Here is an 11,677-nt window from a genome sequence, read left to right on the forward strand (position 1 = left end):
AGATGTCAGGAGAGGTGGACGCTCTGCCGGACGCGGCCCTCGGTGGCGTCGTCGCAGCGGTTCTTGGCGCAGAAGTAGAGCACCAGCACCGGTTTGGGCCGGCGGTCGATGACGTAGCTGACGAAGCCGAGCCGGTTGCCGCTGTTGCGGTCGCGCAGGGAGCCGTCGTACCGCGTGGCGTCGCTGTCGCCCGCCCGGTCGGGGACGGGCTGGTCCACCACGATCTCGCCGGGCAGCAGCCCTTCGAGCATGGCCTTCATCTGGGCGGCGGTCGCGCTGGCGCTGAGCGCGTCGGAGACCTGTACGTAGACGCCCACGGCGTTGTCGGTGTCGCCGGTGATGACCTGGTTCACCGCGGTCCAGTCCGCGGCCGCGCCGGAGACGAACATCCCCTCGAACTCGGCGGCATGCGGCGAGGCCACCGCGAACAGGTCGCCGTGTGTCTTGACGGTCCAGTCGGCCGGGTACTCGAAGGTGAGCGGGGCGGCGGTGGTGCTCTGGTAGCGGGCCCAGGAGTCGCCCTTCTGGGTCATGACGAGTAAGACGACCAGGGTCAGCGCCGCGATGGCCGCGATCAGCGTGGCCAGCACGAGCGGCAGCCGGCTCGGGCCGGCGTCGGCTTTCCGCTTCTTGCGTACGGCCGAGGGCTGAGTGGGAAGAGGTATGCCGGGGCCGGGCTGACCACTGATCGCGTCGCGCAGCGCGGTGACGAACGCGGTGCACGACGGGTAGCGCTGCTCGGGCGACTTGGCCAGCGCCCGCATCATCACGCCGTCGACCTCGACCGGCAGCTCCGGCCTGACCTGTGACAGCGGCGTGGGCTGCTCGGCCAGGTGCGCCCAGAGCAGCGCGATGTCGTTGTCACGCGGGAACGGCAGCCGCCCCGACAGCGCCTCGTAGGCGACGCAGGCCAGCGCGTACTGGTCGCACCTGCCGTCGATGTGCTCCTTGTTGATCTGCTCGGGCGCCATGTAGCGGGGCGTCCCGATGAACTGGTCGGTCTGGGTGAGCCCGGAGATGGACGTACGGTGCTTGGTGATGCCGAAGTCGGTCAGGTAGACGTGGTCGCCGGCCAGCAGGATGTTGGCCGGTTTCACGTCGCGGTGGATCAGGTCGTGCGCGTGCGCGGCGTCGAGCGCGGCGGCCACCTGGGCGACGATCTGGTTCGCCTGCGCGATCGGCAGCGCGCCCCGGTCGTAGATGAGGCGGCGCAGGTCGAGCCCGTCGACGTAACGCATCGCGATGTAGAGCACGCCGTCGGCGTCGGCGTTCGCCTCGTAGATCGGGATGATGTTGGGGTGTTCGATGCTGGCGACCGTCCTGGACTCCAGGATGAAGCGCTGCCTGAACCGGTCATCGACGCTGAGCACCGGGTTGAGGATCTTCAACGCCACCCGGCGGCTCAGCCTCGGATCGAGCGCCAGGTAGACGACGGCCATGCCGCCCTTACCGACGATGTCCTCGATGTAGTAACCGGCCACCTCCTGGCCCACGAGCGATCTGTCGTTCACCGGCATCACGTCTCGATGGGGTGGCCGCAGTAACCGCAGAAGCGATGCGCGGCCCCCAGCCGCATTCCGCACGCGGTGCAGTATTTGACGGACGGCTGGTCCTGCTCGGTGAGCACCTGCTGCTGCTTCGGGATCACCTGGAAGGGCTGCGACCTGCGGACCACGACGGTCTGGTTCGCGCCCTCGTCGAGCGACAGTGGCGGTGAGGTCGGCGCCGACGATACCGCCGCCGCTGCCGCGGCCGCGACGAGGGGCGGTGGCTGGTCCGGTTTCTCCTCAGGGGTACGGCGGCGCCGCCACAGCAGGAACGCCCCGGCGCCCGCGGCCACGAACAGCACCGCGGCGGCGACGATGAACGGCCAGAGCGGCATGCTCCGGGGCGCCGGTGCCACGGCCTGCTTGCTGCCCGCGTCCTCCGGGCCGCCGCGCTTCTGCAGGGAGGTCTTCAGCAGGTTCGCCGCCACCACGTTGCCCGGGTAGAGCTCCAGCACGCGCTGGAAGCCCGGCGCGGCCTCGGTGTAGTACTTGGTGTGATAGCGGGTCAAAGCCGCCTCGAACGCGGCGTCGATGGCGCCACGGCGCGGCGCGACCCCGGCCTTGGCCAGCGCGGCGAGGATCTCCCTGACGCCGATCATCCTGGCGTCCTTGCCCCCGCCGATGAGCATGCCGATGACGTGGCCGTCCTTGTCACCGATGACCGGCGCGCCGAGCAGGCCGCGGTCGGCCAGAGCGCCGAGCTTCACGGGCTCGTCGACCTTCTTCTCCGGGTCGGAGAACTGCCGGCCGGTGTCCTGACCACCACCGCCGCCCTTGCCCAGGTGCGCGATCTCCACCGTCTCCTTGACGTTCGCGCCGGGCCGGTCGGTGAACCCGGCCACGTTGGTGGGCGAGCCCTGCTGGTCGGGCACCTTGTCGGCGAGGGGCGCGGTGGGCATGCCGACGCTGCCGACGACCCGGCCCGAGGGGACCAGCACGGCCGGGCTGTCCGGCTGCGCGCCGACCTTGACGATGTCGGCCTTGAGGCCCTTGGGGTCGGCCGGGGAGACGTTCGGAAATATCGTGACGTTGGTGGTGACGTTGATGATGCAGGTCGACACGCTGGTCTTGGGCGGGTAGCACTCTTTCAGGTGGTGCTGGAGCAGGGGGTCCTTGAGCTTGTGCCGCTCGTAGTCGAGCGGGATCTTCACCTTGTGGTGCTCGGCGTAGATCTTGTTGGCGGCGTACACCGCCACGTCCTTGTCGGTCTTGACCACGCGGGTGAGCGTGACGACGGCACCCTCGGGGTTGACCACGATGCCCGTCCCCACGCCTATGGGGATGTCGTAGGACCGTTCCACATGCAACAGCTCGCCCACGTGATCGAGCAGAGTGATCTCAACATGAGAGGAGGCTTCCACGCGCACCACGGCCGGAGTCACCAGGTCGGTGATCCCGCTGGGGTGCTCGTGCGCTGCCGCGGGCAGTGCGAACAGCACGAGCGCCACCGCGGCGCCCCCGGCCAGAGCTGTGAGACGCGCCATCTCCGCTCCCATTTCGCAGTTATAGAAATAAGGGTCCCAATCACCCACCGGAAGTCAATAGATGAGCTCGTAGACAAGCGCTTGCTTGGACGTCTACGGTACCTGAATGGGCTACGCGATCGGCGTCGACGTGGGCGGAACCTTCACTGACGTGGTCCTGCGCGGTCCTTTGGGCGAGGTAACGGTAGCCAAGTGTTTGAGCACCCCCTACGACCCCATCGCCGGAATTACGAACGGTGTTACACGAGTACTCGCCGGCGTGGACCCCGCGCTGGTCACCCGGGTCGTGCACGCCACCACGCTGGCCACCAACGCGGTGCTCGAACGCAAGGGCGTACGGGTGGCCTATGTCACCACCCAGGGCTTCCGCTCGGTCATCCCGCTGGGCCGTTACGCCCGGGTCGAGGAGGACCGCTACGACCTGCGCTTCACCCCGCCGCCCCCGCCGGTGGCCGCGGGCGACTGCTTCGAGGTGGTGGAGCGGGTGTCGGCGCGTGGGGCCGTACTGACGCCCCTCGACCTCGACTCGGTACGGCGGGCGGCGGCCGAGATCACGCGGCGGGGCATCACGTCGGCGGCGGTGTGCCTGCTGCACTCCTACGCCAACCCCGCACACGAGCGGCAGGTGGCCGCGATCCTGCGCGAATCCATCGAGAACGTGGTCACCTCGTCCGAGGTGTGGCCGGAGATCCGCGAGTACGAGCGGGCCACAACGACCATCATGTCCGCCTATATCGGCCCGATCATGGCCTCGTACCTCTCCAGGCTGAGCGAGCGGCTGGCCTCTCTGGGCGTGCGCGCGCCCGTGCACGTCATGGAGTCGAGCGGCGGCGTGATCTCCGCCGAGCTGGCGGCCAGGCGGGCGGTCGCCATGATCGAGTCCGGGCCGGCGGCCGGGGTGCTCGCGGCGGCGGGCAGCGGGTTCGCGAACGTCATCTCGTTCGACATGGGCGGGACCACGGCCAAGACCTGCGTGGTGCGGGACGGGCGGCCGGAGATCACGCACGAGTTCCACGTGGGCGGCAAGGGCAGCTTCGGCGGGCGGCGGGCCGGGACCGGGGTGCCGATCAAGACCCCGGCCATCGACCTGGCGGAGGTGGGCGCGGGCGGCGGCAGCGTCGCCTGGCTCGACGCCGCGGGCGCGCTGCGCGTCGGCCCGCACTCGGCGGGCTCCGACCCCGGACCGGCCTGCTACGGCCTGGGCGGCTCCGAGCCGACGGTGACGGACGCGAACCTCGTGCTCGGCTACCTGTCATCGGCGTCGATCCCGCTCTCCGCGCCGCTCGCCGACAAGGCGCTGGACCGGCTGGCGGGGCCGCTCGGGGTGTCCAGGGCGGCGGCGGCGCATGCCGTGCACGAGATCGTCAGCGCCTCGATGGCGTCGGCCGTGCACGTGGTGACCGTGCAGCGCGGGATCGATCCGCGTGGGTACGCGCTGGTGGCGTTCGGCGGGGCGGGGCCGATGCACGCGGCGCGGGTGGCGGAGCGGTTCGGGATCGGGACCGTGGTGGTGCCCGCCCACTGCGGGGTCGCGTCGGCGGCCGGGCTGCTGGTGGCCGACCTGTCGACGGACCGGGTGCTGTCACGGCTGGACGCGGCGGATCCCGCGGAGGTGTTCGGGGCGCTGGCCGCGTCGGCAGCGGAGGATCTCGGGGTGTCGCCGTCGGATCCCGGGGTGCGGGTCTCCCGGTCGGTGGACGTGCGGTTCAAGGGGCAGTCGCATGATCTGACCGTGGCATGGAGCCCGGCGCGTGCGGAGTTGGAGAAGCGGTTCTTCGAGAGGTACGAGCAGGTGTACGGGATCGCGCAGCGGGGCGAGGTCGAGATCGTCAGCTACCGGGTCCGCGTCACCCTGCCCGCCACCGACGGCCCGGCGGTCAGTCACGCCCCCGCGGCGTGCTCCGGCCCGGGCGGGGTGCGGCTCGCGTACTTCGCCGAGCTGGGCGGGTATGCCGAGGTGCCGGTGCACACCCGGGACACGCTGGCGGTGCTGTCCGGGCCGGGGATCATCGAGGACGCCGAGTCCACGATCGTGGTGCCGCCCGGGTGGACCGCCGCGCTCGGCCCGGCGCGGGCCGTACACCTGACTCGGCCGGCGCAGGCCGGACACCCGACGAACTCGGCCGACACGGACCAGAGACCTGACCAACTCGGCCGGTGAGGGCCGGGCACCTGACCGAGGAGCCGCATGAGCAGTGACGTGCTGACCGCCGAGGTGCTGCGGAACGCGCTGGTGGTCGCCGCCGAGGAGGCCAGCATCGTCGTGGTGCGGTCGGCGTACTCGACGTTCATCGTCGAGGGGTCCGACGCGTCCGCCGCCGTCCTGGACGCGCGCGGGCGGCTGATCGCGCACTCCATGGCCACCACGCTCATGAACAGCATGGCCCTCAAGGTCGCCCTGCCCGAGCTGATCCGGGACGTGCCTCTGGAGACGATGCGTCCCGGTGACGTGTACGTGCTCAACGACGCCTACCGGGGCGGCGTGCACACCAACGACCTGCTCGTCTACCGGCCCGTCTTCGTCGGGGACCGGCCCGCGTACTTCGCCGCGACCATGATCCACGTGTCGGACCTGGGCGGGCTGTCCGCCGGTGGCATGGCGCCGCTGGCCACCGACATCTTCCTCGAAGGGCTCCAGCTTCCTCCCGTACGGCTGGCGACATCCGGCGGGCTCGAACCGGCGGTGGAGGCCATTCTCCGGGCCAACAGCCGTACCCCGGACAAGGTCATGGGCGACGTGCGGGCGCTCGTGGCCGGCACGGCGGTGGCGGCCGCCCGGGTCGGCGCGCTGGTCGCGGAGTACGGCGCCGACGGGCTGGCGGCGGGGATCGACGACTACCTCGACTACACGGAGGCCAGGACGCGGACCGCGCTGGCCGACCTGCCCGAGGGCCGCTTCGAAGCGTCCTACCCGATCGATGACGACGGGATCGATCAGGAAAAATCCCACTACATCCGCGTCGCTCTCACCCTGGAACGCCAGCCCTCCGGGGGCACCGGAGAGCGCGGCTCCCGGGACGTCGAGCCGCAGTCCCCTGAGGTGATCGGCGGGCTGCCCGAGACGGGGGGTCCTGGGGGTCCCGGGGTTGCCGGGGGTCCCGGGGGTAACATCGCCGGTCCCGAGGGCACCGCCGGTCCCGAGGGCACCGAGACACGCGTTCCCGGGGATCCCGAGACACGCGTGCCCCGGGTTCCCGAGGTGCGGGTTGTGGTGGATTTCGCGGGGACCGGGTCGCAGGTGCCGGCGGCGATCAACGCGTCCGCGTCGCAGTCGCTGGCCGCGGCCGTGTTCGCGGTGCGCTGCTTCCTCGATCCGACCATTCCCATGAACGACGGGTGCCTGCGCGCGATCGAGATGCGGCTGCCGGAGGGGTCGCTGCTCAACGCCCGCTCCCCCTACCCGTGCGGCGGGCGGTACGTGCCGATCTACGCGGCCATGGAGGCCATCTTCCAGGCGCTGTCGGACGCCGTCCCGGAGCGGGCCATCGCGCCCAGCGGCATCCTCCAGCCGTTCTCCATCGCGGCCGTCGGGGCGCCGTACTGGATCCACCTCTCGTACGACTTCGGCGGTGTCGGCGCGCGGCGGGGGCTCGACGGGCCGGACGCGACAGGCGTGCACTTCGGCATCGGCCGGAACTCGGTGCCGCAGGCCGAGCCGGTGGAGAGCCGCTGCCCGCTGGTCGTCGAGTCGATCGAGACCATCCCCGACTCCGGCGGCCCCGGGCGGCATCGCGGCGGGCTGGGGTCGCGGACGGTGTACCGGTTCCTGGCGGACTGCCATGTCACGACGCGCGGCGACCGGCTGCGCCTGGCCCCGCCGGGACGCGACGGTGGGCTGCCGGGGCGGCTCGGCGGCTTCTTCAAGCGGCACCTGGACGGGACGGTCGAGCGGCTCGCGTCGAAGGTGAACAATGTGCGGTTCGCCGCGGGTGAGGCGTTCGTGGTGGAGACGACGGGCGGGGGCGGGATGGGCTCCCCGTACGAGCGGGACCGCGAGGCAGTGCTCGCCGACCTCGTTGCGGGCCTCATCACGGAGCGGGGCGCCCAGGAGGACTACGGCCTGACGCGCCGACCAGATCCGGTGAGCTAGGTGAGGTCGGCGCGGTGAGCCGGGCCCGGCGAGCTAGGTGCGGGGGCGCCAGGAGGCGGCGCCCTGGTGGACGGCCGAGTGGACGGCGCGGGCCAGGCGGGCGCCCCAGGTTGAGCGTGGGCCGCCGAAGAGTTCCTCCGGCCCGTCGGCGCGTACGGCCAGGCAGAGGGCGTCCGAGGCGGTGCCGGTGCACGGGAAGCCCGCCTCGATCAGCGCCTGCGATTTGGCCTCCGTCATCGTCATCACGGCGTTGACCAGGGCGGCATCGGTCATCGCGACCGGCATCACGGCCATCAGGTTGATCGTCCCCACAGGCGGCCTGGCAGCGGCCGGCTCACCGAGCATCGGGGCCAGTTCGGGGTCGGTGGTGTCTTCGGGGGCGGCGGCCCAGGTGGGGACGCGTAATCCGACCGTGGCCACGACCTCCACCTCCCCGTCCACCGCCCGCGCGTACCGCTCCACCGAGGCCGCCGTCATCATCCCTATCCCGAGGCCGTCGTCAGGCCCGAGCTCGCGAAGGTGATCAACCGGGTCCATCCGTGAGTAGCCCGCCACGACCTGCGCGTTCAGCACCCACGTACGCGCCCCGATCCCCCCGCCCAGGAGCGCCGAGGAGATCATCCGCCACCCCGGCCCGAACTCCCACAGCAGCGACCCGAGCCGCACCCCGTCCTCGACCCGATACGCCAGCTTCACCGGACCCCCTTCACGAGCTCCCTCTGACCAGGTGCACGACGGGCCGCCCTCCGGGACCGAGTGAGATCTCCACCCGGGCGTCGAAGTGCGTGCCGACCAGTGCCTCCGTGAGCACCTGTCCCGGCTGCCCGGCGGCGACGGCCCGGCCGTCGGCGAGCAGCAGGAGCCTATCGGCGTACTGCCCGGCGAGGGTGAGGTCGTGCAGCGTCGTCACCACGGTCAGCTCGTCGGCGAGTCTGAGCCGGTCGACCAGCTCCAGCACCTGCTGCTGGTGTCCGAGGTCGAGCGCGGTCGTGGGCTCGTCGAGCAGGAGCGCGGGCGCCTGCTGGGCCAGCGCTCTGGCCAGGACCACGCGCTGCCGTTCGCCGCCGGACAGCTCGCCCAGCCGGCGTTCGGCGAACTCGGCGAGGTCGAGGCGTTCGAGCACCGACCCGGTGACCTCCCGGTCGTGGCGGCTCTCCCTGCCGAGGTAGGAGATGTACGGGGTGCGGCCGAGCAGGGCGTATTCGTACACGGTCATGTCGGGCGGCAGCGAGGGCGTCTGGGGTGCGTAGGCGACCAGCCTGGCCCTGTCCCTCGGCCGGAGTGTGCGCGCGGCCCGGCCGCCGACCATGACGTCGCCCCGGTGGGCGACCACGCCCATGATGGCCTTGAGCAGGGTGGACTTTCCGGCACCGTTCGGGCCGATGATCGCCAGCCATTCGCCGCGCCGTACCGAGAGATCGACGTCGGTGAGCACCTCACGCTCGCCGAGCCGTACCGAGAGAGCACTTGTCTCGATCATGCGGCGGTCCGCCGGATCGGTGCCTGTCATGTGGCGGTCTGCCGGGTCATGCGCAGGATGGCCACGAAGAACGGCGCGCCGACGAACATGGTGACCACCCCGATGGGCAGCTCGGCGGGGGCGATGACGGTGCGCGCGATCAGGTCGGCGAGCACCAGGAAGGCGGCGCCGCCGATCAGCGACAGCGGCAGCACGATCCGGTACGAGCCGCCCGCCAGCCGCCTGACCACGTGCGGGATGACAATGCCGACGAACCCAATGAGACCGCTCACCGCCACGGCCGCCGCGGTGGCCAGGGACGCGGCCAGCAGGACCGCCAGCCGTACCCGGCCGGCCCGCACGCCCAGGCTGGTGGCCTCCTCGTCCCCCACCGAGAGCACGTCGAGCATCCGCCCGTGCGCGAGCAGCAGCAGCGAAGAGACGACGGCGTACGGCAGCACCAGCCAGAACTGGTCCCACCCGCCGCCCACGTCGCCCAGGATCCAGGAGTAGATGCGCTGCAACTCCTCGACCTTGAACTGCTGGATGAACGTCTGGATCGAGGAGAGGAACGCGGTGACGGCCACCCCGGCGAGCACCAGCGTGGCGGTGCCGCCCCCGCGACCGGCGGTGTTCCCGAGCACGTACGCCAGGAACACCCCGCCCACGGCCCCCACGAACGCGGCCACCGGGATGGCGACCACCGGGGCCGGCACGAGCACGATGACCACGGTGGTGGTCAGCCCGGCTCCGGCGGCGGCGCCGAGCAGGTACGGGTCGGCCAGCGGGTTGCGGAACACCCCTTGGTAACCGGCCCCCGCGATGGCCAGCAGCCCGCCGACCACGGCGGCCACCAGCACCCTGGGCAGCCGCAGCTCGAACAGCAGCCCCTGTTCGACGGGCGCCAGCCCCGAGTCCACGTGGACGTACGGCAGCCAGTCGACCACCTGGAGCACCACCTGCCACGGCGAGATGTCGGCGGCCCCGCCGAGCAGCCCGGCGACCATGGAGACCGCGAGCACGCCCAGCGCACCCACCGTCCACATCGGGCTGGACCTCACGAGAACCTCACTAGCGGGTGGCCGCCTTGGCGACCGCGTCGCTGATGGACTGGGCCAGGTCGACGACCCGCGGGCCCCAGCGCGAGGCGAGGTCGTCGTCGAGCTGGATCACCTGGTCGCTTTTGATGGCCGACAGTCCCTTCCAGCCGGGCCGCTTGGCCAGCGTGTCCTTGCTCTGCTGGCAGCACTTCACGTCCGCCAGGAAGATCAGGTCGGGGTCGGCCTGGGCGACGAACTCCGCCGACAGCTTGGGATAGCCGCCCGCCGGGTCCGGCGCCTTGTCGGCGATGTTGGTGAGGCCGAACATGCCGTAGATCTGCCCGATGAACGTGCTCGACGTGGCCGCGTAGGGGGTCTGGTCGAGTTCGTGGTAGTAGGTGAGCTTTTTGTCCTTGGGGGCGTTCGCCGCGAGCTTGTCCAGGGCCGCCTTCATGTCTGTCACGACTTGTCCGGCCTTGTCGGTGTTGCCGGTGGCGGCGCCGAGGTCGGTGATCTCGTCGTACGCCTCGTCGAGCTTGGTGGCGGCCGGTTCAAGGAGGACGGGCACGTTCAGCTTGCCCAGCTCGGCGACGACCTTGTCGATGTCGTTGGAGACGACGACCAGGTCGGGCTTCTGGGCGACGATGGCCTCGACGTTCGGCTTGAAGCCGGACAGGTCGGTCTTGGGGACGCCGGCCGGGTAGTTGGACTGGTCGTCCACCGCGATGACCTGGGGGCCGGCGCCGATGGCGAAGAGCGTCTCGGTGTGGCTGGCGGAGAGCGAGACGATCCGCTCCGGCTTCTTGGCGATGGTGACCTTGCCGTTGGCCGCCTCGACCGTCACGGGATAGGCGGCGGAGCCGGCGGAGGTGGCTGAGCTCGCGGGGGGCTGGGCGGTGGTGGTAGTGCTGTTCTGGCCGCATCCGGTCAGAACGAGCGTTCCCAGCAGCGCGCCCGCGAAGGCCGTGCGTACGGGCCTCACGAGAAGTCCTTTCACACTGTCGGAACCGAGAGACCCGCTGAGAGCGACGGATCACCCTTTTCCACGAGGGTTGATGACGTCAGCGCGGAGGCAGGCGACCTGGCTATGACAGTTGCGGGACAGCGCCGGACTCGCACCGGACTTCGCTGCAACTCTGCGCGTCGGACAGACGTTATCAATGCTCCAGATGGCGACTAAGTCAAGGGGTACCCAACTGCGTCTCCGCCTCGGCGATGATCCGCTGCAGCCGGAGCCCGTGGGCCGCGTCCAGCGGGTGCCCGCCGCCCTGGCGTACGGTCTGCGCGAACTCCTCGGCGATGGTCGCGAACGGATCGTCGTCGCCGGGCAGCAGCACCGCGTTGCCCGTTCTGCCATACACCGCGATGCTCGACGGCGGCAGGTCTCCGGCGGCGGACATGCTCAGCGACGCCTCGCTGACCGCGCCGCCCTCATGGTCGAGCAGCAGGCCGGTCCAGCCGAGCGGGTGCCCGTGCGCGCGTACGCCGGTCACCGGGCCGAGCGCGGCGTCGAGCAGGTCGATCACGTGCGGCCCGACGTCCAGGAGCGCGCCGCGCTCGAGGCGCCACGGGGTGCCGAAGGGGTGGTCGCCCAGCAGGACGTTGGAGATGTTGGCGGCGTGGCCGCCGAACGCCTCGATGTCGGCGCAGCGCGCCAGGAACGCCCTGACCTGCGTGGTGTAGCGCATGGTGAGGACCAGTTGCGAGGCCACTCCGGCCTCGCGTACGGCGTCCGCGAGGCGCCGCGCGTTCTCCAGCGAGTCGGCGAGCGGCTTCTCCAGCAGCAGCGCCTTTCCGGCCCGCGCCGCGCGCACCCCCAATTCGGCCTGTACGGCCGGCGGCACGCAGAACGCCACGGCCTCGCACGCGTCGAACAGCTCCTCGACCCGCTCGAACACCGGCGCCCCCAGCCCGGCGGCGGCCTCCGGGCGGCGCGCCCATACCCCGGCGAAACGGAGATACGGGCTCTTGACCAGCATCGGCGCGTGCGCGCGCTCCGCCCACGGCCCCGCTCCGATCAAACCGACCGACACCGGTTCCATTCCGCCCCCTTTGAT

At 71.2% G+C, this 11,677-nt stretch carries 9 protein-coding genes; 2 read left to right on the forward strand and 7 right to left on the reverse strand.

From position 1 onward, the window contains the following. Positions 1-5: 5 nt before the first annotated feature. Together KME78_RS32525 and KME78_RS32530 are read right to left on the reverse strand one after the other, a co-directional pair. On the reverse strand, positions 6-1,517 hold the full coding sequence (locus KME78_RS32525; RefSeq protein WP_219533227.1) for a serine/threonine protein kinase: 1,512 nt from the start codon (positions 1,515-1,517) through the stop codon (positions 6-8). Further along, complete coding sequence (locus KME78_RS32530; RefSeq protein ID WP_219533228.1) at positions 1,517-3,031, reverse strand: tetratricopeptide repeat protein; 1,515 nt, start codon at positions 3,029-3,031, stop codon at positions 1,517-1,519. The genes KME78_RS32525 and KME78_RS32530 overlap by 1 nt, the downstream gene beginning before the upstream one ends. A gap of 106 nt (positions 3,032-3,137) precedes the next feature. Between KME78_RS32530 and KME78_RS32535 the strand changes: the two genes are divergently transcribed. Next, positions 3,138-5,192, forward strand: coding sequence for a hydantoinase/oxoprolinase family protein (locus KME78_RS32535; RefSeq protein WP_219533229.1), 2,055 nt, complete (start codon positions 3,138-3,140; stop codon positions 5,190-5,192). A 27-nt stretch (positions 5,193-5,219) separates the two neighbouring features. After that, positions 5,220-7,121 carry a hydantoinase B/oxoprolinase family protein gene (locus tag KME78_RS66440; protein WP_281428921.1) on the forward strand — a complete coding sequence of 634 codons (1,902 nt, stop codon included), beginning with the start codon at positions 5,220-5,222 and terminating at the stop codon, positions 7,119-7,121. A 33-nt stretch (positions 7,122-7,154) separates the two neighbouring features. Here KME78_RS66440 and KME78_RS32550 read toward each other — a convergent pair whose 3' ends face one another. From KME78_RS32550 to KME78_RS32570, 5 genes are all read right to left on the reverse strand, one after another. After that, entirely contained in the window at positions 7,155-7,817 is a 663-nt protein-coding gene (locus KME78_RS32550) for an adenosylcobinamide amidohydrolase (RefSeq protein WP_219533230.1), read from the reverse strand. 10 nt (positions 7,818-7,827) lie between these two features. Continuing rightward, positions 7,828-8,601: an ABC transporter ATP-binding protein gene (locus tag KME78_RS32555; RefSeq protein ID WP_219533231.1), complete on the reverse strand. Its 774-nt coding sequence runs from the start codon at positions 8,599-8,601 to the stop codon at positions 7,828-7,830. A 26-nt stretch (positions 8,602-8,627) separates the two neighbouring features. Then, positions 8,628-9,626: a FecCD family ABC transporter permease gene (locus KME78_RS32560; protein ID WP_219533419.1), complete on the reverse strand. Its 999-nt coding sequence runs from the start codon at positions 9,624-9,626 to the stop codon at positions 8,628-8,630. A gap of 25 nt (positions 9,627-9,651) precedes the next feature. Beyond that, positions 9,652-10,602, reverse strand: a complete 951-nt coding sequence (locus tag KME78_RS32565; RefSeq protein WP_219533232.1) for an ABC transporter substrate-binding protein — start codon at positions 10,600-10,602, stop codon at positions 9,652-9,654. A 199-nt stretch (positions 10,603-10,801) separates the two neighbouring features. Beyond that, positions 10,802-11,662, reverse strand: coding sequence for a Gfo/Idh/MocA family protein (locus KME78_RS32570; protein ID WP_219533233.1), 861 nt, complete (start codon positions 11,660-11,662; stop codon positions 10,802-10,804). Between the last annotated feature and the right edge of the window lie 15 nt (positions 11,663-11,677).

This window comes from Nonomuraea guangzhouensis, from assembly GCF_019396345.1.
GTDB lineage: Bacteria > Actinomycetota > Actinomycetes > Streptosporangiales > Streptosporangiaceae > Nonomuraea > Nonomuraea guangzhouensis.